The following is a 25,474-nucleotide window of genomic DNA, read 5'->3' as shown; positions in this document are numbered from 1 at the left end:
CATAGATAAAAGGTACAGTTCCTCCCATTCAGTGAGGATAGCTGTACCTTTTTCTTTTACCAATACAATTTGGCATGAATTGGTTATCCTTTTATACCGCTAAAGGTAATTCCACTAATAAACGTTTTCTGAAGAAGAAAGAAAAGCACAATAACCGGCAGTGTCATTAAGGTGGATACGGCCATTAACAGCCCCCATTCTGAACCTTTTTGACTTTGAAATTGCTGCAATCCGAGTGATACCGTGTAAGATGGTTCATTCGTTAAATAAAGCAACGGACCGATGAAATCCGTCCAGCTCCCCATAAATTGAAACAGAGCCACTGCTAAGACCGCCGACTTCGCTAATGGAAACATAATTTGCAGATAAATACGGAACTCACTGGAGCCATCAATACGTGCAGCTTCCCGAAGGGCATCCGGCAGTCCAAGGAAAAACTGTCTCAATAAGAAGATGTAAAAAGGGACTCCAAAAAATTGCGGAACAATGAGCGGGAGATAAGTACCCACCCAACCTAATTTACTGAACAAAAGGAAAAGTGGAATCATGGTGACTTGTCCGGGAATCATCATAACTGCAAGTGTGACGAAGAACAATACATCGCGACCACGCCACTCTAGCTTGGCAAAACTGTAGGCCACCAGTGGACAGGAGATGATGACTCCTAATGTGCTGACAATCGTAATAATCGCCGTATTTTTCAAATACGTCCAGAAGGGGATATAGTCAACGGCACGCGCATAGTTGCTCCATTGGAAGGGGTGCGGAATCCACTCTGGCGGAAAGGTGAAGATTTGTGTGAGCGGCTTCAATGAAGTCGATACCAGCCAAATAAAAGGAATAATGAAAAAGAAGGAAGCAATAATCAAGCACAAATGAGCGACAGATCGACTTACTCTCTTACTAGCTAGTGGATTCATTCCATTATGTCCTCCCTTTATTTCCCTTGATAATGAACCCAACGTTTTGAGGTTACAAAAATCAATCCCGTTAATGCAATAACGATCACAAACAAGATCCAGGCCATGGCGGAAGCGTAGCCCATTTTGAAATATTTGAATCCATTCTCGTATAGATACATGACGTAAAATGTCATGGAATTGGCAGGTGTTCCTTGCCCTTTGGTCATGGTGTAGGGAAGTGTGAACTGTTGAAAGGCACCGATCGTACCCATAACCAAATTGTAGAAAATAACTGGTGTTAGCAACGGCAGCGTTACGGCTTTCGTTTTCTGAAACCAACTCGCGCCATCAATTTCCGCTGCTTCGTAATATTCATCGGGGATATCTGCTAATCCGGCAAGGTAGATGACGACAGCATGACCAATTCCCCAAAGCGACATTAAGATCAAGGATGGTTTAGACCACGATTCACCACCTAGCCAAGGGGGTCCATCGATCCCAATACTGGCTAACATCCCATTCACTAAGCCAAAGTTTGGATGCAGCAGCCACATCCACAGCACCGCCAAGGCCACTTGCGGCACAAGCGTCGGTAAGAAGAAGATCGTTCGGTAAATGGCCATTCCCTTGATTCTCATATTTAACATCATGGCGAGCGCTACACCGAAAAATATACTTAAGGGTACGAAGAATACGGCAAAATAGATCGTATTGTAGATGGATTTCCAAAACAGCGGATCATTGAAAAGATCCTTATAGTTCGTCAAACCGATAAACTCACCAGGCTGCAGAATGCTATATGTGGTGAGGCTGAAGTAAAAGGAGGCGAACATCGGGATTGCATAAAAGCCGAGTAGTCCGAGCGCCCACGGTGATGCAAAGAGCCATCCAATCAAGTTTGTCTTGTGGAAAGATTTCCGTTTTCTTGTTGTTCGACGGTCTAGTACGAGCACTGAATTAGTTGAATTTGCCATGGACATCCACCTCCCGAATCGTTCAATAGGCAAGGAGAGACAGACTCCCCCTGCCTATTGAGCATGTTATTTCTTATATTTCTCTAAGGCTTTGTTAACGGTCTCGGTCACTTTATCTAAATTCTCTTTGGGACTGCCGCTGCCACGCGTGGACTTTTCAGTTGCAGAAGCTAATTCATTCCAAAGCAGCTGGCCTTCCGGAACAACAGGACGGTTGTGTGATTTCGGAAGAATATTAACGAATTCTTTCATAATCGGATCATCTTTGTAGCCAAACTTCGCGTTTACGGCATCGATGACGGACATCCCCGACTGCGCATTCAGCAAGTACTGCCCTTCTTCCTTACCTAAGTATTCAAGGAACTTCCAAGCAGGTTCGATGTTCTTAGCTCCCTTAGGGATAATTAAAGACATACCGCCAGACCATGTTGTAAAGTTAGTTCCTGTTGGCGTCGGTATTGGTGTAACGCCATAATTCAGATCTGGTTTAAACTTTTTGATACCCGCAACTGTCCAGTTCCCACTAATCTTCATACTAATTTGACCCGTGATGAATGGATCCATCTCATCTGTCCCTGCTGCACTTGTGAAACCTGTTATGTCTTCAACATTGTATTTTTTCGCAAAGTTCGTCATCCACTGCAGCGCATCTACTACCTTGGGATCATTGGCAGTAACTTTCCCCGTTGCCGGGTCCATAAAGTCTCCTCCGAACGACCATCCCCAGCTATATAGCCAACCTTGCGAGTACCATGGAATAAAACCGATACGCTTGAATCGTTTGCCATCCTTAATCGTTAATTTTTCAGCGGCTGCTTCGAGTTCGGCAATTGTTTTAGGCGGGTTATTCGGATCTAGTCCGACTTCTTTGAATTGATCTTTATTGTAAAAGAGTAAGCGGGAATCCGTACCTAAGGGGATCGCATATAGCTTGTTTTGATAACTAGACTCATCCCAGGCAAATGGATAATAGGAGTTCTTCGTAATACCAGCGCCTGTAGCCATTGTAGTCAAATCAGTCAAAGAACCTTGCGCTGCCCAAGAACCTACCTTAAAACGATCGAAAAAGGCAATATCCGGCGGGTTGCCGCCTGCAACGGCTGTAAGCAGCTTCTGATCAGCACCTTCGTTGGATTCTGTATAAACCAACTTGATTTTGATAGAAGGATTCTTCTCTTCAAATGCTTTCACGACTTTATTCATATTCTCCAAATCAATGGAGGTCAGACCGTGCCACAGTGTGACTGTTGCATTTCCCTGTCCGCTTGTATTATTCGATCCTGCTGTGGTTGATGGCGTAACGGAACTAGTCCCTTCTGTGGATGAAGTCGACGATGAACAAGCAGTTGCCAGAACGGAAATAGCGAGGACCGATACCATGGTTGGAAATATGAACTTCGTGGATTTTCTCATGCATAATTCCCCCTTCAATTAGGTTTTGTATGCGCTTACATACTTGTTAAGCTTCTTCATGTAAAAAGGATGTTGGCGTTGAATACAACGTTTGTGTAACTTTTTACTAAGGAAACTGCTTACTTATATCTGGCTAGATAACCAGTTGTCTCACCTCTTTTCCATAAAATAGCATTAGTACATACTAAGTATATTAATATTTGCGTATATATCATGTCAACTCCAATATCACGACATGCAGGTGCACTTTCATCCCTTTTTCAGACCTTCCCGGGTAGGCTTCTGCCTTAGCTGAACAACAAAAAAGACAAAAAAAAACATGGAATCATCCATGTTTTTACTTGCTATTCAGTGACCGTTAAAGCTACGCTCTCACGATCATCCGATGCTCAATTATTCGTTGTTCAGGAACGGCCTCACCGATTAACTGGGAGACGAGCAAGTCAACTGCGCCTTCACCCATCCGTTTCTCATCTTGTTGAATGTGTGTAAAGATCGGCTTGCCTAGATGGTCGTTCAATGAGTCGAAGCATACGATATCATAGTCGTCCAAAGATTTACCCATTTCATCAATGACCTGAGTCAACAGAGTAGCCACCAAGAATTCTGAAGCGACGAATGCTTTGACCTCAGGATATTGTTCCAAGAAACCTTGAAGCGCCAATTTGTCACTATCGTTGGCAGTTCCATTGTGATTAATAGGCAGGATTCCCTTTAAACTTGTCAAACAATAAGGTAGATGCAGCTTTAATCCCTCTTGCGTAAAGGCTAAGGTATACCCCAACAGCCTGTCTTCCAAAGTTGATGTATTTTCTACAGGAGGAGACAGAAACGCAATTTCTTTGTGGCCTCTCCCGATCAGATGAAGTGTTAAGTCTTTAGCGGCTTTCTTGTTGTCCGTGTACACCGAGCAAACCGGAATTCCCCTCAAATATCGATCCACCAATACAACAGGAAATTTGTCCAAGACGAGACGCAGCAGATCCGCATTATAATGCTCGCCATGAATAGGCGTTACAATTAAGCCCTTAATACCTAGACTGACAAACAATTGGATAGCGCGTTCTTCTTCTGCTCTGCTTCCCCAAGTCCGCTTGATGATGAGATCATAGTTGTGCGCTGCGCTTTGCCTTTCCATCGCTCGTAGCAGCTGCAGGCCGAATTCATCGGAAAAATTAGAAATAATAAACCCGATCAATGGTCTTGTTTTGACATTAGTTAGTATCGCTCTTTCCTCGGAATGTCGCATAGGCTCTTGCCCAACCGCAACTGGCTGCGCCACAAATGACCCTTTTCCCTGGATGCGTTTAACGAGCCCCTCTTCTGCCAGCTTCTCCAACGCTTTCTTGGACGTGATGCGGCTGACACCAAACTGCTCAGCAAGTTCTTTCTCCGAAGATACGCGATCTCCGACCTTCAATTTGCCCTCTTTAATCTCATGCACAATATGCCAATAAAGCTGTTCATATAAATGCGCTTCCATCTGGATCACCTGACCGTATGCCTTTAATATACTAAGTATATCATCCTAGGCATAATTAGCAATCCAAACATTATCACTGTCATTTTTTGTCGAACTTGTTGTCCTTATTCGAAATCCCTTCAGTTGACCCCACGATAACGAATAAAGGTTTGATTTTATTTCTCGCTAAATAGAGAGAGATAGGCACCATAGCCACTTTCTTCAAGTTCATCTTTCGGAATAAATTTCATAGCGGCAGAGTTCACGCAGAATCGCAATCCTGTCTCATCAGGTCCGTCATTAAACACATCGCCTAAGAAGGAATCCGCATTGCGACTTCTGACTTCACATCCAGAAAAGAATCCTTTCTTTTTCAGCACAACGTTCGTGGAATCCAATGGCTTTGTAAAACTCGGCCAGCCTGTACGAGCGTCGAACTTGTCTTTTGAACTAAACAGCGGCTCACCTGAAACGATATCTACGTAAATACCCTCAGCTTCATTATCCCAGTATTCATTTGCATACGGTCTCTCGTCCACACCATGCTGGGTGACATTATATTGTTGTTTCGTCAGCGTTTTTAACTTTTCTTCTTTATTAAAATCCCCATGATAACTTTGTTTTGAGTTCGTATTCACGGCTCATCACTCCCAGTCCCACATATTTTGTTCAAGATACCGAGGATCGGAGTAGTACTTGTTCATCGTTTTCTTTACCGCTCCGCGAACTCTTTTGTAATAGTTCTGATGCTCGTCCTCCGCTTTGTAAAACGTTGATGCAGCGGCAATCTTCGTTAGAACTGGCTTACTATACTGTCTAGCTGCAGCGAGTTCCTTTTTAGATGCTTCAACGATCTCTTTTTGTGCAGGACTCCTGTAAAAAACGGCGGAACGATCGCCTGCGTTTGTTGGGTCAACGTTCTTCCAAAAATTTAGGAGTAACTCCTCATACGTAATCACATTGGGATCAAATTGAATCTCAACCGCTTCAAGATGGTCGGACGTTTGGGAAACGACTTTTTTATACGTCGGATTGTCATCTTTTCCACCGGTATAGCCGGTAGACACATCTGTCACGCCTTCAAGCTCTCGGAAAGACTTTTCCATATGCCAGAAGCAGCCACCAGCAAAAATAGCGGTATCGGAAGCCTCGATCACAACCGCCTTCAGAGATTTGTTCATGCCGTAAATGATGCCTTGGTGATAGAAGATATGCATCGTACTCGCGTAGATGAGCTCACCGATCGTCTCGGCATGCAGAAAATTCTCGCTCACGGGCTCATCTAGTCTATCTTGTAACGTATCATGGATATAAGTGCGAAGTTCTTTCAATTGTGTGATCAAGACGTTCCACTCCGGTGGTTCTTCTGTCCAATCCGCAGGTTTCGTACCGTAAGCGAACAAGGTTTTATAGCTTTCGGGAAGGATCAGCGGCTGCTTGGAAAGACCGAGCACTTCCCTATGTGTAATGTATAGAACATGACCTAGCTGCCAATGAATATTGTTTTTATATCCTTCCGGAATGGCGCCGCGTTTCTCTGGTGGACATTCATTACATACGTGTATGAATTGATTCATGTGTTTATCCAATAAGCGAAATGCGAATGCTGCCCTCATGTTATTGTTCCTCCTTCAATGGTAGTAGTTCGCTCTTCCCCACAACTCAGTAATTCAAAAAACAATTAATTTCATAAAAAGAGCTCGCAGTTAAAATAAGGAGTAGAAAAATAATGACTAATTTTTTTCGCATAACGGAAAACTCCTTTTTCATGTATTTTTCAATTGTAACTATTTATATAAATTTTATTAGTTACGAATATATCATAAACAATAGCGTACTACAAGTAACTATCTATATAAAATTTTAGAGGTTACGAGAACGATTAGTAAAAATGCAGCCCAACTGTCAAAAGGGCTGCATTTTTAACCTGATGGTTCCAACAGATAGGAATTAGCGTAGCGACTTGAATGCGGCTCGGAGTTCATTTGCGAAGATATCTGGCTGCTCCCAGGCAGCGAAATGACCGCCTTTGTCAGGTCTATTGTAATAGATGAGGTTGGGATAGGCCTTCTCTGTCCAACTCCGCGGAGCCTGATAAATTTCGTTCGGAAAAGCACTCACGGCCACCGGAATAGTGACACCCTTGGTGTTGAAATAACCACCTTTATATTCTGCATATAGTTTAGCCGCAGAGACACCCGTGTTCGTCAGCCAATAGAATGTGATATTGTCCAAGATCTCATCACGTGTTAGTTCGCCAGTCTTGCTCGATTTGCGCTTCAGTCCTGAGACGAACGCTCCAGCAGGTTGGCCCTCAGCATCATTGTGATCGAGAAGCCAAGCGGCAAGTCCTATCGGTGAATCTGCAATACCATACAAGGTTTGAGGGCGTGATGACATAAACTTGCCATACTCGCTTTGCATGGTATTACGAACCAACTGATCATAGGCACGTTGTTCATCAGCCGACAGTCCCTTAGGAGCCGGACCACCTGCTAGCGCTTTGTCAATCTCCACGGGAACTGTACCCGGCATGTTGGTGTGGATGGCGAGCAGCCCCTTCGGTGTCTGCAAACCCATCTGATCGACGATGATCGCCCCCCAATCCCCGCCTTGTGCAACATATTGGGTATAGCCGAGTCGTTTCATCAGCTCATCCCAGGCACGTGCAATGCGCTCGGGGCCCCAGCCAGGGCTCGTCGGCTTCCCGGAGAAGCCGTAGCCAGGCAGCGACGGGATGACGACATCAAACGCGTCTTTGGCCTTCCCGCCGTACGCGGTTGGATTGGTCAGTCGATCGATTAGCTTAACGTGCTCAAGCAACGATCCAGGCCAACCATGCGTAATGATGATCGGCAGCGCGTTCTTGTGGGGCGAACGGACGTGGATGAAATGAATGTCCTGCCCATCGATCTCAGTGACGAATTGAGGCAACGCGTTGAGCTTCGCCTCTACTTTGCGCCAATCGTAATCGTTCGCCCAATAGTGTGCTAGATCTTTCATCATGGCTAGCTGCACGCCTTGCGATGCATCCGCCACTCTTTCTTGCTCAGGCCATTTGGTCGCATTTATGCGACGTCGTAATTCAGCAAGCTCCGCATCTGGAACTTGGACATGAAAAGGACGGATAGCGTTTTTGTCTACAAGCTGATTCTCTATCTCATTTGCGTGGGTGTCGAAGGCCGGCATTACCAGCGATATAGCCAAAATCATGACAAAGCGATGCCAGTACCTGATGCTCATAAGGAATAGCGCTCCATTCGGAAAGTTTTTTGGAATAACCTTCCGTTAGGTTCTTTCCGAGGGGCAAATCTTATTCATTTTCCCACAATCAAAGAATTCGCGGCAGATAACCAAATGATCAGTCAAGCTCATATCATCATTTGTGCTGCTGACCTCATCTATCTTCTTGACCATCGCATTGGTCTCGTCAAACATCATCGCTCGCCCTACATAAGTAATTGAATATTCCATTAAAAAATACCCATTGCCGGTTTCTGTTGACTTACTCAAAATCAAGGTAACATCAGGTGTTGAATCGTCATCGGCTTCGTAAGCATATATATGGATTTCCCATATTTTCAAGCAATCCGAACAATCGCAACAATAACAATCTTCATGCTTGCATTTGTCCAGTTCAAACCAGCCTTTTTTCATCCATTCACTTCCTTTACCCTTATGCCCACAAAGTATAACATGAATGGAACGTAAGCAAAGCTGTGAAAAGTCATGATCTGCCTACGAAAAAAGGCAAAACCTTGGATAGCCAAACATGAATAATTTCATGCTTCTATGCCAAAAGTCATGCCCATTCAACCTAATAGATGACGTACTGCAAATAGAGCTACTTGCGTCCTGTCACGCAGTCCCAGCTTCGCTATTAAGCTAGAGACGTGATTCTTCACGGTACCCTCTGTCAAATACAGCATGCCAGCAATTTCTTTATTATTAAGCCCGCGACCCAATAAGGCGAGCACATCTTTCTCTCGATCCGTCAATTCTCGCAGTTTCTCTGGCTCCGCGTTACTTAATGCGTGGGTCTGATTCGGAATTCTATCCGACACGGCAATTAATTCTTTGAGCAGCATCGATGTGATGTCGTGTTGAAGTACCGTCCCTCCATTGTACACCGTTTGAATCGCACGGATGATCGCTTCCGAGGCCATATCCTTCAGCAAATAGCCATGAACCCCTTTTTCCAATACGTTCAAAATGAGTTCCGCGTCATCAAAAGTGGTTAAAATCAACACCTTTGTCTTTGGGTAGTGCTTAAGAATTAACTCCGTGCCCTCGACGCCATCCATCCCCGGCATTCGAATATCCATTAATACGACATCCGGTTGCAACTCGACAACTTTGGCAAAAGCATCTCTGCCGTCCTCGGCAGTTCCAACCACCTCCATCCCTGGTTCCAGACCAATGATTGTAGCAAGACCGTCTCGCATCAGCCGCTGATCGTCGACAATGAGGATTTTCAATGGTGTCCCTCCGTTTCTGTTTGCGCATAGGGCAGCTTCACTTCAACACTAAAGCCTTTTTGCTGATCCATCTCAAACTGTACGTCTCCCCTCCACTCCTTCACCCTTTCCCTCATATTCAGCAAACCAAATCCCAGATGAAGTGTGGCAGGCAATTCGCCATCATTCCGTATACTTAGTGAAAATTCTGTTTCGGCAAAAGCCAACCCAATGACCGCATGGGTCGCATGACCATGCTTCTGAGCATTCGTAAGCGATTCTTGTACAATGCGATACGCCGTTAATTGAAGATCTTTGGGGAGGGTCACAGGCGTACCCGTCACTTCAAGAACAGTGTGAACCTTAGCAAATTTAGTGAACTCTTCTGCTATACGTGTAAGGCTTTCTTCCAATGAAGTTGATGTAATGGATTCATCTCGGATTGCCCTTACAGAAAGACGCACCTCTTGTATCGCAGACCTGACTAACTCTTCACATACCAAGTAGGTTTGTTCGCTCCGTAGAGGATCCAAGCTGCTCAGCTTGCGAGCCGCTTGCATCTGGACCAACAAAGCCGTCAGCTTATGACAAACCGTATCATGAATATCACGTGCAATTCGCACTCTTTCTCTCGCGGCTGCCCACTCTTCTGTCTGGTGCGCATAAGCTCGCAGTTGCTCGTGAGATTGCATCAATTGTGTATACAATTGCATGGTTTCCTGGCTTGCCTTTTGATGAAAATGAATCAAAAAGCTGACTATGCAGGCGAACACAATAAACGAAGAGGAAATAAAATAGCTTGTTTTATCCCACCGTCCATACATATACCAATCAATGCTGCCCATCGTAATCAAATAAATGACTAATAAGCATACACCAGTGAGGATTAGTTTTCGGGGATTCTTTACAAACATACAAATCGCTAATGCGGTAATGCCATTAAATAAGTGATTGGGGATTTCACCCCCGATATACACATAACCGTAAGAAGCGGTTAGCAAAAAATCGATGATTAAGAGGAACAAGAGCCAATGCTTTTTCATTCTGGCATAAAAGAGATTAACGAAAAGAAAGATCAACAAAGAAAGTACAACAAAACTTAATCTCCAAAAGATAGCCATCGCGTTTTCAAAATAAAACATGCCCGTCAGCACAAAATCATAAACGAGCTTGAGCCCGAACAGCCACCTCAACGAAGCAGAATTCTTCCAGACCTTATCCGTAACTTTCGGGATCATCGATAACTCCCTTCTCAGGCGACGCCATGTAAAGGGAATTTCCTCCCTGTTGGTATAGTCTTACCAGATCTCGATGTCCTATTAATACCAAGCACAAAAAGACCCACAGCCAGGGGCTATGAGTCTTCGATTAAATTAGTTTCACCTAATGAATTGCCTGTTGATTGTTATGTTCGTGACTCCACCATGCATCACTAAAGCCTCGGGTATAAGCGATATAAAACATGGCTTCCATTTCTGGTGTAATGCCTGGGTACTTTTTGATTAATTGAATTAAACGTGATTCCATAAGCTCTTTTTCTGCTGGATCCATGATCTTCACCTTTCTTGCTTTCCAACCATCATTCGTTTAGCGCAGTGTTTTGAATGCCGTACGAAGCTCTGAAGTCACGAATTCTGGCTGCTCCCAAGCTGCGAAATGTCCGCCTTTAGGAAGTTTGTTGTAGTGGATCAGATTCGGGTAAGCTTTCTCTGCCCAACTCTTCGGTGCTTCATAAAGCTCATCTGGATAGACACTTACCGCAACCGGAAGTTTGACGCCTTTGATGCCGAAGAAGGAAATACCGGCTTTACCATTCTCCCAGTAGATACGAGAAGCAGAAACGCCAGAATTCGTAAACCAGAAGAGTGAAATGTTGTCAAGAACATCATCGCGTGTTAATCCTTCTTTGACTCCCGCGAAAGATCTCGCGATTAAGGCAAGGCTTTTCCAATCATGGTCAAGCATAAAGGCAGCCAAACCGACAGGCGAATCCACCAGTCCAGTCAGCGTTTGAGGGCGAGTTCCCATCATCGCGGCGTAGGCGAATTTATTTTCAAGAACTTGCTGGCATGCTTTCAGCTCTTCTTCCGAGAGTCCAGATGGCAGCGGGTTCCCTGACCAGATTGCCGCATCAACTTCTGCAGGAATGACGCCAGCCATGTTCGTGTGAAGGCCGATCAATCCTTTTGGCTCCTGAACACCCATGAAGTCAACCACAATTGCACCCCAGTCGCCGCCATGCGCCACATACTTTGTATAGCCAAGACGAGTCATCAGCTCTCCATAAGCACTCGCGATACGTTTAGGATCCCAACCGGTTGTGATCGGTTTGCCAGAGAATCCGTAACCAGGCATCGAAGGAATGACCACATGGAAAGCATCCTCTGCACGTCCACCAAATGCCGTAGGATTAGTCAGTGGTTCAACAAGCTTCATTTGCTCGAAAATCGAACCCGGCCATCCGTGCGCAATAACAATCGGCATCGCATTCTCATGCTTGGAGCGAACGTGGATGAAGTGAATGTCCAGACCATCAATCTCGGTAATGAAATGTGGCATCGCGTTAATTTTAGCTTCAATCTTGCGCCAGTCGTATTCATTCGCCCAATAACGTGCAAGTTCTTGAATAGTGGCAAGCGGTGTGCCTTGGTCTTGGTTGTCTACAGTTTCCTTCTCAGGCCATCTAGTCGCGGTAATACGTCTGCGCAGTTCAATAATTTCTTCCTCCGAGATATGGATGTGAAATGGACGAATTGCGGTGTTGTCAGTACTTGTTTGTGTCATGTTTGTAATCTCCTTTTTGTTTGGTCTTGGATGTTGTTTTTTGCGTGGAAATCGCTAGGAAAGCCGTCATCACAACGGACATGAATAGCATACTTAGGAACTTATCTGAGAAAAAAGAAGCAATGATCTCACTCGGATCCAACGATCCCTCCGCAATTAAGTAACCTTCTAAATAATATTTGTTGGTTACGAGTTGTACTATATCACGAACTAATAACAAAAACAAGTAACCTCCTAAAAATATTTAGAAAGTTACTTGTTTAAACTTTTACATACTATAGAAGCAAACTGAACATAACTATTGGTATAATAGCTGCTAAGTCGTTACCAAGCATCACTTTCACACACCGCTCAAGCCGTTAAGACACTAGCTTAGGAATGCTTTGAGTGTTACAATTAAAACATTCCACATAAGACAAGGGAGTTGCGGCGCGATGTTATGGGACGATTTTATGAAAAGCGACTATCACGATTGGAGAGGCAGTGGCCATTCTGAAGACCGACTGGACAAGCCCGGATGGTTGGAACAGTGGCTGGCTATCCACAACCTTCCCTATCCTGGCACTCCGTCAGCGAAGGAATTCGATGAACTGAGACAGTTGAGGGGACACATCCGTCGTATCGTCGAAAAACTGACCGTATCTGAATCCGCGGACCCCGCTAATCTAGAAGGTCTCAATCGGGCACTATCCGGCGGGCCGATGTATTTGCGTATCGCGGAATCGGATTCTGATTTTCGCCTGGAATCCATTCCTTTGCAAGCTGGCTGGTCCCGTATCGGCGCGGCAGTGGCCACTTCCTTCGGTCGCATACTTACAGATTGCGAACCCTCTCGCTTACGCATTTGTGAAAATTCAGATTGCCTGGCTATCTACTACGACGAAACCCGAAACCGTTCCAAACGGTTCTGCGATGATAAAGTATGCGGCAACTTGATGAAAGTCCGTCGTTTCCGTGCACGTCAAAAAGCCGCCAAAATTGGCGGCTCTCCAACACCGGAATCATCCGATATGATTCAGTAAGGGTGACTTCGTGTAAGTTATTAGCTCGTTCTCCCCAGCTGTTGATGCGGTGGAACGAGCTATTTTTCAACTAGAAAAAGTCGTTAGTTCTTAGGATCGAGCGTCAAGTCGATATTCGTGAAATAGAGCGTCTGCAATCCTTCGTAACCGGAGTCTGTGCCGATAATGACGTATACTTCGCCAGCCGCGTTACTTTTCACTTGGAAAGTGCGTTCGAAGCTCTTCAACTGGAAGCCACTTTGCTCAGCGTCCGGCTTCGCGATATTGCCAAGAACGGCTACCTCTTTGCCTTCAGTCGATTGATTGCCTTTATCGAGATTTAGACGATAGTAAGGCGTATCCTCCATAGCACTGTCCTTGATGACAGAAGGCTCTCTGTCAACAACGCCAGCTTTCACATAGACCGCAGAAGCAGAACCTCCCCCGATACCAAAAGAGCTCTCAGCTTCATTGGTAGCTATGTCGAATCGCAACTTCACTTCGTATTCCGTATTCGGTTTCAAACCTGCTGTACTGTCTAACTTTTTGGACATATACATAAACAAGTCATCACTGCGGTTCATCCCGCTTAGCAGCATGCCGTTGATTTCAGTGCCATCGCTCAGTTTAACTTTATCTACTTTCGTGTTAATGCGGAAATCCTCGTCTTGATAGGAGACAGGAAGATCAGCGACGCCTGTTTGCCAGCCACCGTCATCTTTTTTGAAATCGAAGTTGAGGTGAGTTTGCTGTGTATCATTTGGAATCGCGATAGACGCTGTGCTCGTCGCTGCATCCCACAAGGTAAATGCTCCCATTCTAGCTGTTAGTACCCTTAGTGGAGCGAAGGACAGTTCGTTCTTCAACACGACAGGCGTCGTCAACAAGAATGGCTCAAAGTCGCCAATCGTTCCGTGAGTTCTGTTCATCGTGAGCCGAATGACACTGTTTCCTTTGACTAGCTTCACTTGTTGCTGATTTCCGTCCCAACTAACATCCCAACCTAAACCTTGAGCAATTTCGCGAACCGGTACCATCATGTTCTCCCCCTCTAAATAAGGAGATGATGGGTTTGAACCCGCGTTAAGCGGGAATTTTTTGATAACGGTGTAACCCGATGTATGTTCATTGTCCATGGCTTGTACAGAAGTACCAAGTACGACAGGAGTCAATAACACGGCTGCCATAGCAGTGGATGCGATTGTTTTTTTCAACATTGTTATTCAACCAGCCTCTCTAAGATGTATTCGGTATCTCTAACGCAGGCTAGTCTAAAATGGTTGCAGCAGGTTAATGCATCGTCATTTAGCAAGCCATTGATCCACTTGCGCCTGTACAGCAAAAGCATCTGCTTCCTCGGGCAGGTTTTTATACTCTGCCAATGTACGTTCGAATTGCAGCTTTTTTTCTTCAGCAGCTATTTTGAGAGCTGGCAGTTCTGCTTTTTTAAGCAATAAGTCCGCTTGTTTAAGTTTGGCAACTTGCCTGTCGTCCTCATTTTGACTCTTGTCGAAGATTTCTTTCAAATTCCGAAATTCCACTCGCAATGTTTCTACATGCTGATTAGCATCTAAATACATTTTGGCTGCTGAGAAATAGGCTTGTTGTGTATAAATCTGAGTACGCTTCAAAATATTATTTCTTTCTGTCGCGCCACTACCGAATATACTCGTATGAAAACGTTGTGCAGCTACATTCTCTTCCTCCGTCAGCTGCGATCTAGCGTTGGCATCAGCCGCCGCACTCATAACATGATCAGGTATTTGTTTATATGGCGGTTCAGGTAACTTTTGCGCGTGTATGTATCGGGCGATCAGAAAATATTGCTCACCGTGCCTCGCTTCATGGTACATCGTGGAAGCCGCCTTTTCCGGCTCCTTCTCCAAGGTATCCTCAGAAATACCAGCTGACCAAGTTGTCGAATCGAAGTTACCGTTCTGAGCAGTTCCCTTTGGAATTACACGTAATGTTGGCACTGGAACTCCACTGCTCGCAAACATGGGCAATAAGCCTTCTACTAATTTGGCTGCCCTTGTTTCGGCATTCATCGCTCTCCACTCACTTTGAACGCCTTTGACATGACCTGCATAACTTTTCATGGCATCCTCTGTTTGCAGATTGGGTCTCGTAGGACGCTTGTCTACTTCATTTTCTAGATCCATTTCTTCTTCGCCGTATCCCGCATGTCCCCCCCAGCCTGGATCCATCGTCCGTTCCACATTTCCCCTAATAATACAGAAATGGTACTCTCGATTATTTATATTATGTCCTCGGAACCAATGCCCGCGAGCATCTGTCCCCAAGTACGTACCTGTCTTTGTATTCGGGCTGCCAAAGGGCAGTGTCACGATAAACCACTGACCAACATCGCCGGGGAGCAATGTCTCTGATGGTTGACGTTGTATCACATCTGATCTCATCATTTGAGTAACAGCCTTGTTCCCAATCGTTCGCTGCAAATGATGAATGTGGGAAGCATCTCCACTAGATGTCCCATTTCTTCGCAACATGTTTTCTTGCTTGGCCAAATGGTTCTGAGCTTCTTTCTTTTGATAAATCGGAGATTTCATTCCGGCTCCTTTGAATCCTTTTATTGGAAAAATTATATGTTTAATTCTACCAATTACACTAGTTTCATGACAAGTAATGATTCGCCTTACTCACTACTTCTATTTTCAACTAGTACAAAAAAAGAACGGGCCACTAATTCTATCTAGTGACTCGTTCTTTTCAATCAATTTTATATGTCTCTTAGTTACCTGCAAGCGTTGCGATATCCGTACCCGTCAATGCGTTGCTAAAAACATATACTTCGTCGATCTTGCCGTTAAAAGCATTCGAGAAATCCGGCCGTCTTCCTATAAACACATGGCTGGTGTTATTGTATTGTGTCGACGGAATTGAACTCAGGTTAGAGTTGCTTAATGTGCCGTTGACGTAGAGCTTTAAGGCGACGCCCGGCTCAAAAACGCCCGCCAAATGGACCCATTGGCCAACTGGCAGCGTACTTGCTGTCTCCACGGTTATGGAAGAATTTGAACCCGTTGCGATCTGGAAGAGGCCTTTGCCTCCGGATTTCACCTGGAGGCTCCATGACCTGGAATTTGCGCCGTACTCCTTCGAGATGATTCGCCCATCGCCTGAGAAGCTGTCGACATAGATCCAGGCGGCAGCAGACATGGCACCAGTGAATTGCAGTGCAGCCGGAGTTCCCAGATCGATTTGATCATTCACACCATCAAAATCCACACTGTTTCCAATCTTGCCCGCTGTCCATACGGGGCCGTTAAGCAGGGTTCCATTTATATGATTGCTCGAAGAATCCGATGCAACGGTTCCCGATGTCTCATCAAGGTTCCAGTGCCCCACAACGGATGTTGAAGACGATACTGTAAACTGAACCGTGTACGCACTGCTCGTCGTTCCATCGGAAGATGTCACAGTCACAACAGCCGTGCCCGGTATACTCGTCGGTAACGTGTATGCCACTGTAGAAGGCACGGCCGAGCTAGCATCCAGCGATGTCGCTGTCACCGTCGGTACGGCTGAGCCGGTGGGCAGGGCGACACTGTAGCTATACGTATTCGGATCGAATCCTGCAACAGACTGTCCATTCACCTGCAGAACGCCAAGCATCGCCGGCACCCTCACTCTATACTCTGCTTGGTTTACGCCATTCACCGAGCTGTTTGCCGTAATCGTTGCACTACCAGCGTAAGCTCCCGTAATCGCTACAGAGGTTACATCGCTGATGGTTGTAGAAGTTATTGGAGCAGCCGCACTGCTCGATTTCCAGTCTGCACTCAGATTGGCTGTGTTCGGGAACGCTTTGGTTGAATTGATCTGCACAGTCTGCCCAACAGGAACTGAAGTAACTGAATTATCTGCTTTGATTGTAATTGGCACTGAGAATCCATTCGCCAGCCTTATAAACAAAGTAGAATATTCCGCAGCTCTATTAAATGACGCCTTCGTTCTGTCGACTTGAATCGTAAAGGTTACATTACTATTGCTTGTAAAAGTTCCCGAAGCAGGTGTAACCGTGTACCAGTCCTCTTCCGCATTGCGACGAATCGTATAGTTGCCTGATCCGGTTAAAGCACCTGTAGAGATTGTAAAGGTAGCCGTGTTATCCGTAGTAGGGATAGCAACCAAATATTTGTCCGATTGGAATGGAATAGGCCGTTTAGGGAACAAGCTGCTTCCCCCCGACTCAAACGCACCGATATCCGGAGCACTGCCAGAGTAAGTTTCCGCGAAGTTTTTCACAACCGTTCCTTTATCAATGACATTCACTTCTCTGGACGCATCGACACCGGAAGCAGTTGGTGTGAATACACCAGCACCAGGATTGGTCATCTTACCAATCTTGAACAGCCCGTGTGCCTCTGCACCAGGGTTGGCTACGATTTGACCTGCTCCATCTGCAGCCGTCGTGCGCCCCAGTGCATCGTAATCAAAATTCGTTCCTGGATTGATAGATGGACTATTATCTTCGATATTATAAAAATTAGATGATCCGCTGGTGAGATTTCTCATGACGACGATCAGGTTATTTCTTGTTCCGCCATGCCAGTTCTTTGGCGTACTACTGCCCACAATCGCTTTTGGAACGGCATAAATCGTATTATTGAAAAACCATGTCTCACCATCATATACCGTGCTGCTATTCCCGCCTAATTTGATAACTGATCCTGTTCCCACACGTCTAAAATCATTCATATTGTAAAGGACATTATGAAAGGCATAGCTCGGACCTACCATGTTCGGCGCGAAACTCAGCCCGGCATAGCTCATTTCAACTCGGTTATCAAACACCCTGATGTTCGACTGTCCACCATCCAACTCAACACTATCATCATTGGAGTAACCGAAGAAGTTGCCATAAATATCAGCATCCTTATAGAACCCGCCGCTTTCCTGGCTATTATAATAGCCGCTGATAACGTCATTAAAACGGTGGTACTCATCAGTACCACTAAAGTCGTTATACCGAACTACGATGCCGCCTGCACTTCGAAGATACATGGCCTCAGGTCCCTGGGGATGGGAATTACTGAACGCTTGACCATCGGAGGTGACACCCGTCCAAGGATTCGCGTAACCTCTCGGCTCATGTACATAGCTTCTTTCCACGACAATGTTCTTAGCATCTTCAATCCGGAAACCGGCATCGCCTTCCAGCATATTTCCTTGATCATCAATCGGCGTTCCGTAGCCTACATCACTCTTGTTAATAAAAGCGAGCTGCTGCGGTGTATGTACGGTATCCACAGCTACCCGTCCCCAACCGGAAATATCCGCATTGGTAATCCTGACATCATGATTAGTACTGTTCAAATAGATACCATTTTTCTTGCCGCCTTTGATAATAAAGCCATCCAATATCGTATAAGCCGAATTGGTAACGGTTACAGCATGATCAGCAGCAAATCCAGCATCAATTGTAAGCCCCGTGTCATTGACTATCTTAACCCAACCGTTATTGGTTCCCGTTATCCCATTGATGGTTAAACCACCGCTAGTGTATAAACTGGATAAAGAAATCGTCTGTGCAATCGTCGGGGTTGACGTCCATGTGCGAACCGTACCTGTTTCCGATTTGATCAACGTACTTCCATAATAGATGTCCGATTTCACATCATAAGAGGTATCTTCATCAAGCCTTACAATACTGCCTGAGAAAATCCCTTTATCCGGAATCGTAATCGGCTCCAACGCTTCCTTCCATACCGTATCCGCAGATTTTTTATAGTACAGATGGCGGATTAAATCATCCCGTCCTCCAGCGATATAGACACTGATCGAGCTAAAAGATGGCGTCAGCGTTAATCCATACACCGGATTAGGCATCCCGGCTGTTACAGTAACTTGTGTTGATCCCGTGAAAACCACATTAGTGGCACTTGGCGGGGTTACCGTCGTCGAAGTCGCCGTGATCGTAGCCGTCCCTGTATTCACAGCCGTTACCAACCCTGAATTGACATCTACAGTTGCTACGTTGGTATTGCTGCTGATCCACTTAACAGCTTGAGGCGCTCCAGCAGGACTAACCGTTGCGATCAGCGTTTCTGTTCCTCCCTGCTCTATCGCCGTTGAAGCCTTGTTCATACTTATACCGGTAACGGCTACAGGCGTCGAACCTGCAGTTTGAACGATGCTGATATCATCGACATAAGCAACCATACTAGCACTAGTTGAGCTTATTGAGTAAACATAAACGCGCATATACTTCGCGTTAGCAGGAACCGTAAAGCTTTTCTGAATTTGGGTGTATCCAGACGTGATTGTGCCTGTTATACCACCGACATTCACATCATTTCCGACTTGTGTTGCACCTGTGTTACTAAAGTTATCCGGGTTTACTTTGCTATCGTAGAACCGGATCGTCATGCCTGTAGCGGATCCACCACTGACACAAGCAGCGGTACAAGTAGCTACGTTAATATAATAGGATGCATCGTAGGTCTGTCCGGGAATGACCGAAACATATTGCTGCGCAGGTGTTTTCTGCGAGCCTGAACCCGCCGAAATCTTCAGAGCATTATTCCCCGTGCGAGCATAGGTGGAGCCTGCTGGGTTGCCATTCGTAGCTTTAGCCCCCGTAGAGTCAATCTTCCACCCATCGAAAATCGTTACACCTGACCCTGTAGCACTCTCAAATCCACCGTTGAGCAGCGTTCCGTTCCCATATGCTGAGGCCGGATCAGCCATACCTAGCGGGATAAATGCCAGCATCAAGCAAAACACTACTACTCTACACACATGATTTTTGAACGAATGACTCATTAACACTTTCCTCCTTTGATTCGCTTCCTTACAAGCCATTTTCAAACTTCAGTCCGTGGATTCTGGATGCAAGCTTACATTGCAATCGCTTTCAAATAACTAAGAATGATCCATCAAACCTTGTCATCTTTTTACCTTCCTACTCATCCCTCCTTCCCTCTCGCGGGTGGTCCACCTAGTAACATCGCTGCTAAAGGACTATTCCACGTGCTCAGTATGTGTTCGTAAGCAAATGACAGTCAACATTCATTTGTTCAGCAGGCGCTTTCCATGACGTTCAAAGACTTCTGCTCACTTGGTATACGCATAAAGCTGCGCCCATAAGCCTAACCCCATTTGCGAGTGTACCCGATATCCACTTCGCTGCAGTTCCATACCCCCTGCATTGTGCTGAGCAACGCCCGTCAAAATGCCATCTGGTGACAGGTAGGAGGATAGCTCCACTAAATTGCGTTGAGCAAGCGACATGTAGGTGCTTGGTAACAACTGGCGACTAGCTCCCAAGGCTAATGCGGCAGAAATCCCTGCTGAGCCCGAGGTATCAATTTCTGTTGTAGGATCATCCACGAAACAAGACCACAACCCATTAGGCTGTCTCCAATTTACGGCTACCTGAGCAACGCGTATAATTTCAGCTTCTAGCTCAGCTATCCCTGATAAATTTGCGTAAGGAGAATCTTTCAGCTCCACGCAGGTTTTGACCAACCCTAGACAATACCAAGCGAACGCCCTTGCCCAGTTACAAAATGTGTGCTCTTGCGATCTTGGATGAAAACGCAGGTAAACATGCTGCTCGCGTGCCAGGCAATCACGTCGGAGCAGAATCTGTGCAATGGCTTGCTCTGCCATATCCTGACGTTTGAACTGCCTCGCCATAACAGCAAGCGGATAGGCAACGGTATACGAACCTTCTGCCGAGACCATGTCCTCGTCAATGACAGCGCCGCCGTTCCTGCGACCTGTAGCCTCAAAAAATTCAAGTGCTTTGAGAATCACTGGATGATCCATGCGGTATTTCACAATTACAGCCAGCGGCAGGGTTGCTTCAATCGTTGTAAACGTACCATCGGCCTGTTTACCATGTAAGTCTTCGTAGAGCAAATCTCCTCGCTCGTTAAAAAACTGACTAAAATGCAAATCCAGTATGGGATTCACTCGATTTTCTCCCAGAATCGGCTGTAAACTGTGCAGCCCATCCAAAACGCATCCTTCCATCCACCCAAATGGTTGTAGCGAGGAAAGTGAAAGCATGGTATGCATAGCTTCATTGACGCGTGAATCTGGTTCTCCCATTAGCAGGTGGGGAGCGAACAGCACTCGTGACGCCTCATCATCATGAGCATCAAATACCCAAAGCGGCTCCTTGCCATTTTTGAGTTCTAATCGCACCCCCTCATTCAGCACGGCTGCTGTCTGTTCCTCCGTTAGCAAGAGCTCAAAGGGCTGAAATACATAAGCATACCGAATATCTATGGCTCCGATCCACGCATTGGATTGACGTAAGAACACATCAACCTGCTGTGCATCCCGATAGTCTAATGCGACGGTGATCCGCAAACGACTGCCTTGAACTGCTGCCTGTTTTAGCTGATCCCCCTGAAACTGCCATAGCAATGAAAGTTGTTCCTGACCTTCTCCCAGGTGCACAGCATGCCACCCTCTAGCAATCTGTTTATCATCAGGTAATAGAGCCTTCGACTCGCTGACAACATGGGCCGGCAAATAATAAATCTGTCTCATCTTGGATCACGCTCCCACCCACATATAAATGCCATCTGTCTGAAATTCCAACTCTGCCTTCTCTAAGCTTTCCTGCTCCGCACTTGTGAAGTCCAACTTCCCTTTACGAAGCTTGGTCTGAGGATCTACCAGGTGCTCGCCTGTCATCAGATCAAATTCCCAACCATGCCAAGGGCACCTGACAATCTCATTTTCACGCCCAAGCTTGTACTCGTAGACAAGAGAAGGCAGACGTGTCCCGGTAATGACTCCCTTGCAGACGGGAGCACCAAAGTGCGGGCAAGCATTGCGCCATGCGTAATATTCACCCTTCACCTTGTAAATGCCGTATTCGGCATTTTTGACGGTAACTATTTTACAGGTACCTTCCAAAATTTCATCTTTTGCAGCTACCAAAACCTTTTCCATGATGTATGCCAATCCCCTCATTTCAATTACTCTTCTTATGCAGACCGTATAAGGCTGCCGCATTTCCGCCTTGGATTTTCCTTCGCATATCCTTTGGAAAAGCAGAGAGTACCATCTTTGGATGATCGAAATCCCAATGTGGATAGTCACTTGAGTAGATAATTCGATCCTCCATCTTACACATCTGAATGATTTGTACGAGATGCTCCGGCACGTCTGGTTCCTCAATCGGCTGTGTTGTTAAATAGACATGTTCCCGAATGTATTCCGAAGGCAGCTTTGTAAGCCAGGGCGTCGTATCCCGCAGCGCTTTGTAGTTCTTGTCCATTCGCCACATCAGATGTGGCAGCCAAGCAATACCGCCTTCAATGGCGACCACTTTTACGCCTGGATATTTCTCAAAAACCCCCTCACACACCAAGCTATTCACATGCGCCATATAATTGGTGGGGAGAATATTATGCCATTCCATATAGCGTGATGGATAACCGGAAGGTGTCGGCGCTCCTGCTATACCGCGTCCTTCCGTCCCAGGATGGATGGCGATCGGCAATCCCAACTTCTCTGCCGCCTCATAAATAGGATGAAAGAAACGATTCCCATATAACCGAATACTGCCGCTGCACATGATGACTTGAATAATATCCGGATGTCCCCCGATTCGCATAATCTCCTTTGCGGCGTACAAGGGATCGGAATGGTTAATCACCATAGCGCCTTTATAGCGATCATCTTTAGATAACCAATGATCAATTAAATAGTCGTTATAGGCGGATATGACCGCATTACCATAATCAATATCTGGATTGAGCGACATTTCCAGAATATTTTGCCCTGTTAAAATGACATAATCAAAGCCATAGCGTTCAATGTGATCCTTCACCATGAAGATCGGGTCACTGCCAGAGCTGCCGCCACCATCGGGAATTGCATCTCTTCTTAACACGCCTACTGGTGAGTAATAAGGTTGACCTATGCCAGTCCCACCGCCGATCCATTGCTTATGCCACGGCTTATCTAAATAAGGAAGCAAATCCTGAGGATGTCTAAGACCATTGTGCACATCGGCATCAATGAGCATTGGCTGTGTATTTATATGCATCTCGTTATCATTCATCTTTCACATTCCCTTACCAAAGACATCTGCTCCATGACTTTTCGCAGGTCCATCGCGTACACATGCCGTCTGCCTTCGTGGGTAGAATCGAACGAGATATGAGTCCCTGCCCGATTCCAGCGCGGGTGTAAATCACAGCGAATGTCCCCTTCGATATCTGGCAACGAGTAGTAGGAGCCGAGCGTCACACCGCATTTATTTTCCAAAAAATACAGATACAAATGCCGATATCCGTCCGTATCCGGATAGCTGTCATAGAGCATGAACTGCCGATCTGGGGAGTAACTGCAGTGACCGTCCCTCAAGAAGAATGTGCTATCAATCATTTCGGCCTCATGTGTCAGATCTTTCAATACATATAATTGATCTCCGGCATCGCTGCTTTCCGCTCCACGTGAATGAAAAACAATGTTAACCCGATCACGCCAATGATAATGGGACGCATAGGAATAATCGGACAAGAGGAATAAATCCGAACCATCACGGTTGACCGTCATGATAGCTGTTCCCCACATCTCGCCGGGCTCAGGAAAATAACGGACAAGGAAAACGAGACGGGAACCATCCGTATTGAAAGTGATATGGTTAATCAGAAGCTTCTTGTCCTGATCCCCAAAGCGGGATTTCGTGAAATCCCATATTTGTTGAAGTGACACTACTAGTCGGGATTCACCTGTTGCTAAGTCGATCAGAAAAATCCCGTCATCCGTAGAATGAGGAACTTCTTTAAACAGATCCTCTCTCCCCGCATACCCATAACCAGGCCGAAAATCGAACATCCGATCAAAATTAATACTTACCGCATACGTACCTGTGGGATCGACATTGGCCACAGGAAGCTCCAATTGCCTGGAGGCTCCTGTATGAATATTTTGCACCGTGCCTCTGTAAGTTTCGCCATTCCAAGAATTGTAGATAATCTCCTCTTCCGGAAAAGCAGGGTGCCACTGCAACATGCTCCCTTGCTGGAAATTCCACGCAGTCGTTTCCGCCACGGGATGAAAAGCATGGTCAAGCATATCGATGTACCCCACAGTAGCGCTGTCAGCAGCATATGGAAGTCGATCCATGAAATCAACTTTATGACAAAGATGATACCTGTCGCTTAAACTCCACGCAGGTGTATCGTAATAACCAAAAAAGTAATGCGCATCTTCCTGTGTTAGCCGTTCCGCTTTCACTAGCTCGTTTTTAATAGCAAGCATGGTGTGGTCTCCTCCACTCGTAAGCTTTATCTTTCAATTCGCTTGTCACTCTTTATCGCTTTGTCCCAATCTGCCCTGGCCATGTAGACATTCGATCTGCCTCCCCTATCGGAAGAGAACACAATATGCTGGTCATCTCTGGTAAAAAGAGGATGCGGATGCGACATCTGGCTCCGCCAGGAAGTGCCATGTGCACAAAGAAGACCGACTTCTATGGAATCACCCTCGTACTTCAACAAGGACATATAGTTCCCCTTATCCTCCATCACTTCGCGAATATGAGCACGATCGCCGACACCCATCGTTTCCCCATAGTTCAGCTGTACATGGGAGGGGCGTGTGTAAGGGTAATAATATCTTCTCTCGTTCGAGCCATCCACGTTGATGAAAATATCGCCATGCCGCAAAAATTCGTCCCCAATCCGCTCCCTAGATGAATATTGAGCACCAATCCTGCCGCTGGCGGTAAAAAATTCATGTCCGATCCGTTCCAAATTGACCTTCTGATCCACAAGTGGATACACTTTGTCATGGTCGATACGCGCCGTCCACATCCGCTGAACCTGAAGCCATGGACCTTCATGGCAAAACACAATGATATTCGGGTCTACCGGACTTATATTTACATGGGAAATATATTGCCCTTCTCCCCATACAACATAAGGAGATCTTTTTTCGATATCATAACGGATGACCACGCTCGTTGGTCTGCGGAAATGCTTTTCCCTGTGCGTTGAATACGTCCCCCCTGTTTCCGTACAGAGCTCCATATGTTCCACATACGAAAAAGCAAGGAATTTCCCTGAATTATCAATAGATAGATCGCTGGGCTTAAAGCCGATTGGAATTTGCATGAGCTCTTCCGTTTCCAGATTATCAAGACGAACCCGCATGAGCGTACGATCTGCAAAATAATAAACGATATGGTTCCAAGCATCGAGGACAGAACAGAAAGGACTAACCCCCTCCTGATCGGTAATCTGCACCATTTGTCCATCCTTGAATCGTAAGGTGTACAATTGCATCGAACCCGTGCGGTTAGAAGCCAGAAGGATGTAGTTATTTTCAGAATCGATCAATGTTTTCGTAAAATAGGGATGATACGTATCGCCGGAACTGTCAGTGAGCTGTATCACCTCGACACCCGTCAACTCGTCTTGCTTTCTGGTGATCGTTGAGTAATAAACATCGCCTTTCATATTCTTCCACTCCTCATCATGTA

At 45.8% G+C, this 25,474-nt stretch carries 22 protein-coding genes; 1 reads left to right on the top strand and 21 read right to left on the bottom strand.

Features of this window, described 5'->3' with window-relative positions:
• Positions 1 to 83 precede the first annotated feature (83 nt).
• The 13 genes from J2736_RS21880 to J2736_RS21820 form a co-directional block, all read right to left on the bottom strand.
• A complete protein-coding gene (locus J2736_RS21880; protein WP_310500721.1) occupies positions 84 to 920 on the bottom strand; it encodes a carbohydrate ABC transporter permease in 837 nt (278 codons plus the stop codon).
• A 17-nt stretch (positions 921 to 937) separates the two neighbouring features.
• Positions 938 to 1,876: a carbohydrate ABC transporter permease gene (locus J2736_RS21875; protein WP_310500720.1), complete on the bottom strand. Its 939-nt coding sequence runs from the start codon at positions 1,874 to 1,876 to the stop codon at positions 938 to 940.
• A 66-nt stretch (positions 1,877 to 1,942) separates the two neighbouring features.
• On the bottom strand, positions 1,943 to 3,289 hold the full coding sequence (locus J2736_RS21870; protein WP_310500719.1) for an ABC transporter substrate-binding protein: 1,347 nt from the start codon (positions 3,287 to 3,289) through the stop codon (positions 1,943 to 1,945).
• A gap of 364 nt (positions 3,290 to 3,653) precedes the next feature.
• Positions 3,654 to 4,772: a GntR family transcriptional regulator gene (locus tag J2736_RS21865; protein ID WP_310500718.1), complete on the bottom strand. Its 1,119-nt coding sequence runs from the start codon at positions 4,770 to 4,772 to the stop codon at positions 3,654 to 3,656.
• A gap of 155 nt (positions 4,773 to 4,927) precedes the next feature.
• Positions 4,928 to 5,389: a peptide-methionine (R)-S-oxide reductase MsrB gene (gene msrB, locus J2736_RS21860; protein WP_310500717.1), complete on the bottom strand. Its 462-nt coding sequence runs from the start codon at positions 5,387 to 5,389 to the stop codon at positions 4,928 to 4,930.
• 6 nt (positions 5,390 to 5,395) lie between these two features.
• The gene (msrA, locus tag J2736_RS21855; RefSeq protein WP_310500716.1) at positions 5,396 to 6,367 is read right to left on the bottom strand and encodes a peptide-methionine (S)-S-oxide reductase MsrA; all 972 of its coding nucleotides are present in this window, start codon (positions 6,365 to 6,367) and stop codon (positions 5,396 to 5,398) included.
• A gap of 334 nt (positions 6,368 to 6,701) precedes the next feature.
• Positions 6,702 to 7,994, bottom strand: a complete 1,293-nt coding sequence (locus J2736_RS21850; RefSeq protein WP_310500715.1) for an epoxide hydrolase family protein — start codon at positions 7,992 to 7,994, stop codon at positions 6,702 to 6,704.
• A 45-nt stretch (positions 7,995 to 8,039) separates the two neighbouring features.
• Positions 8,040 to 8,408, bottom strand: a complete 369-nt coding sequence (locus tag J2736_RS21845; protein WP_310500714.1) for a hypothetical protein — start codon at positions 8,406 to 8,408, stop codon at positions 8,040 to 8,042.
• A gap of 155 nt (positions 8,409 to 8,563) precedes the next feature.
• Positions 8,564 to 9,196, bottom strand: a complete 633-nt coding sequence (locus tag J2736_RS21840) for a response regulator (RefSeq protein WP_397341332.1) — start codon at positions 9,194 to 9,196, stop codon at positions 8,564 to 8,566.
• Between the two features lie 29 nt (positions 9,197 to 9,225).
• On the bottom strand, positions 9,226 to 10,446 hold the full coding sequence (locus tag J2736_RS21835; protein ID WP_310500712.1) for a sensor histidine kinase: 1,221 nt from the start codon (positions 10,444 to 10,446) through the stop codon (positions 9,226 to 9,228).
• Positions 10,447 to 10,591: 145 nt separating this feature from the next.
• A complete protein-coding gene (locus J2736_RS21830) occupies positions 10,592 to 10,759 on the bottom strand; it encodes a hypothetical protein (RefSeq protein ID WP_310500711.1) in 168 nt (55 codons plus the stop codon).
• A gap of 36 nt (positions 10,760 to 10,795) precedes the next feature.
• Positions 10,796 to 11,992 carry an epoxide hydrolase family protein gene (locus J2736_RS21825; protein ID WP_310500710.1) on the bottom strand — a complete coding sequence of 399 codons (1,197 nt, stop codon included), beginning with the start codon at positions 11,990 to 11,992 and terminating at the stop codon, positions 10,796 to 10,798.
• On the bottom strand, positions 11,973 to 12,212 hold the full coding sequence (locus J2736_RS21820) for a hypothetical protein (RefSeq protein WP_310500709.1): 240 nt from the start codon (positions 12,210 to 12,212) through the stop codon (positions 11,973 to 11,975). The genes J2736_RS21825 and J2736_RS21820 overlap by 20 nt, the downstream gene beginning before the upstream one ends.
• Before the next feature lie 214 nt (positions 12,213 to 12,426).
• On the opposite strand from J2736_RS21820, the gene J2736_RS21815 reads away from it, so the two are divergent.
• Entirely contained in the window at positions 12,427 to 13,014 is a 588-nt protein-coding gene (locus J2736_RS21815) for a CGNR zinc finger domain-containing protein (RefSeq protein WP_310500708.1), read from the top strand.
• Between the two features lie 83 nt (positions 13,015 to 13,097).
• Here the strand turns inward: J2736_RS21815 and J2736_RS21810 are convergent, their stop codons facing one another.
• The 8 genes from J2736_RS21810 to J2736_RS21775 form a co-directional block, all read right to left on the bottom strand.
• On the bottom strand, positions 13,098 to 14,210 hold the full coding sequence (locus J2736_RS21810) for a stalk domain-containing protein (protein WP_310500707.1): 1,113 nt from the start codon (positions 14,208 to 14,210) through the stop codon (positions 13,098 to 13,100).
• A gap of 84 nt (positions 14,211 to 14,294) precedes the next feature.
• Entirely contained in the window at positions 14,295 to 15,563 is a 1,269-nt protein-coding gene (locus J2736_RS21805) for a hypothetical protein (protein WP_310500706.1), read from the bottom strand.
• Positions 15,564 to 15,744: 181 nt separating this feature from the next.
• Positions 15,745 to 19,782 (bottom strand): LamG-like jellyroll fold domain-containing protein, encoded by a 4,038-nt coding sequence (locus tag J2736_RS21800; RefSeq protein ID WP_310500705.1) that lies wholly within the window; start codon positions 19,780 to 19,782, stop codon positions 15,745 to 15,747.
• 291 nt (positions 19,783 to 20,073) lie between these two features.
• A complete protein-coding gene (locus J2736_RS21795; protein WP_310500704.1) occupies positions 20,074 to 21,522 on the bottom strand; it encodes a glycoside hydrolase family 88 protein in 1,449 nt (482 codons plus the stop codon).
• 6 nt (positions 21,523 to 21,528) lie between these two features.
• A complete protein-coding gene (locus J2736_RS21790) occupies positions 21,529 to 21,930 on the bottom strand; it encodes a Rieske (2Fe-2S) protein (protein ID WP_310500703.1) in 402 nt (133 codons plus the stop codon).
• 22 nt (positions 21,931 to 21,952) lie between these two features.
• A complete protein-coding gene (locus tag J2736_RS21785) occupies positions 21,953 to 23,047 on the bottom strand; it encodes an amidohydrolase family protein (protein ID WP_310500702.1) in 1,095 nt (364 codons plus the stop codon).
• On the bottom strand, positions 23,044 to 24,252 hold the full coding sequence (locus J2736_RS21780) for a TolB-like translocation protein (protein ID WP_310500701.1): 1,209 nt from the start codon (positions 24,250 to 24,252) through the stop codon (positions 23,044 to 23,046). Before J2736_RS21780 ends, J2736_RS21785 begins: the two co-directional genes overlap by 4 nt.
• A gap of 26 nt (positions 24,253 to 24,278) precedes the next feature.
• Entirely contained in the window at positions 24,279 to 25,451 is a 1,173-nt protein-coding gene (locus J2736_RS21775; protein ID WP_310500700.1) for an oligogalacturonate lyase family protein, read from the bottom strand.
• Positions 25,452 to 25,474 lie beyond the last annotated feature (23 nt).

Source organism: Paenibacillus qinlingensis (assembly GCF_031455095.1).
GTDB classification, from domain to species: domain Bacteria; phylum Bacillota; class Bacilli; order Paenibacillales; family NBRC-103111; genus Paenibacillus_E; species Paenibacillus_E qinlingensis_A.
This window is presented reverse-complemented; position numbering and strand designations above follow the sequence as displayed.

Excerpts from the sequence above, each read along its gene's own strand:
- J2736_RS21880 (WP_310500721.1), bottom strand. The coding sequence starts at position 920 with ATGAATCCACTAGCTAGTAAGAGAGTAAGTCGATCTGTCGCTCATTTG.
- J2736_RS21875 (WP_310500720.1), bottom strand. The coding sequence starts at position 1,876 with ATGGCAAATTCAACTAATTCAGTGCTCGTACTAGACCGTCGAACAACA.
- J2736_RS21870 (WP_310500719.1), bottom strand. The coding sequence starts at position 3,289 with ATGAGAAAATCCACGAAGTTCATATTTCCAACCATGGTATCGGTCCTC.
- J2736_RS21865 (WP_310500718.1), bottom strand. The coding sequence starts at position 4,772 with ATGGAAGCGCATTTATATGAACAGCTTTATTGGCATATTGTGCATGAG.
- msrA (WP_310500716.1), bottom strand. The coding sequence starts at position 6,367 with ATGAGGGCAGCATTCGCATTTCGCTTATTGGATAAACACATGAATCAA.
- J2736_RS21850 (WP_310500715.1), bottom strand. The coding sequence starts at position 7,994 with ATGAGCATCAGGTACTGGCATCGCTTTGTCATGATTTTGGCTATATCG.
- J2736_RS21845 (WP_310500714.1), bottom strand. The coding sequence starts at position 8,408 with ATGAAAAAAGGCTGGTTTGAACTGGACAAATGCAAGCATGAAGATTGT.
- J2736_RS21840 (WP_397341332.1), bottom strand. The coding sequence starts at position 9,196 with ATGCGAGACGGTCTTGCTACAATCATTGGTCTGGAACCAGGGATGGAG.
- J2736_RS21835 (WP_310500712.1), bottom strand. The coding sequence starts at position 10,446 with ATGATCCCGAAAGTTACGGATAAGGTCTGGAAGAATTCTGCTTCGTTG.
- J2736_RS21830 (WP_310500711.1), bottom strand. The coding sequence starts at position 10,759 with ATGGATCCAGCAGAAAAAGAGCTTATGGAATCACGTTTAATTCAATTA.
- J2736_RS21825 (WP_310500710.1), bottom strand. The coding sequence starts at position 11,992 with ATGACACAAACAAGTACTGACAACACCGCAATTCGTCCATTTCACATC.
- J2736_RS21815 (WP_310500708.1), top strand. The coding sequence starts at position 12,427 with ATGTTATGGGACGATTTTATGAAAAGCGACTATCACGATTGGAGAGGC.
- J2736_RS21810 (WP_310500707.1), bottom strand. The coding sequence starts at position 14,210 with ATGTTGAAAAAAACAATCGCATCCACTGCTATGGCAGCCGTGTTATTG.
- J2736_RS21805 (WP_310500706.1), bottom strand. The coding sequence starts at position 15,563 with ATGAAATCTCCGATTTATCAAAAGAAAGAAGCTCAGAACCATTTGGCC.
- J2736_RS21800 (WP_310500705.1), bottom strand. The coding sequence starts at position 19,782 with ATGAGTCATTCGTTCAAAAATCATGTGTGTAGAGTAGTAGTGTTTTGC.
- J2736_RS21795 (WP_310500704.1), bottom strand. The coding sequence starts at position 21,522 with ATGAGACAGATTTATTATTTGCCGGCCCATGTTGTCAGCGAGTCGAAG.
- J2736_RS21790 (WP_310500703.1), bottom strand. The coding sequence starts at position 21,930 with ATGGAAAAGGTTTTGGTAGCTGCAAAAGATGAAATTTTGGAAGGTACC.
- J2736_RS21785 (WP_310500702.1), bottom strand. The coding sequence starts at position 23,047 with ATGAATGATAACGAGATGCATATAAATACACAGCCAATGCTCATTGAT.
- J2736_RS21780 (WP_310500701.1), bottom strand. The coding sequence starts at position 24,252 with ATGCTTGCTATTAAAAACGAGCTAGTGAAAGCGGAACGGCTAACACAG.
- J2736_RS21775 (WP_310500700.1), bottom strand. The coding sequence starts at position 25,451 with ATGAAAGGCGATGTTTATTACTCAACGATCACCAGAAAGCAAGACGAG.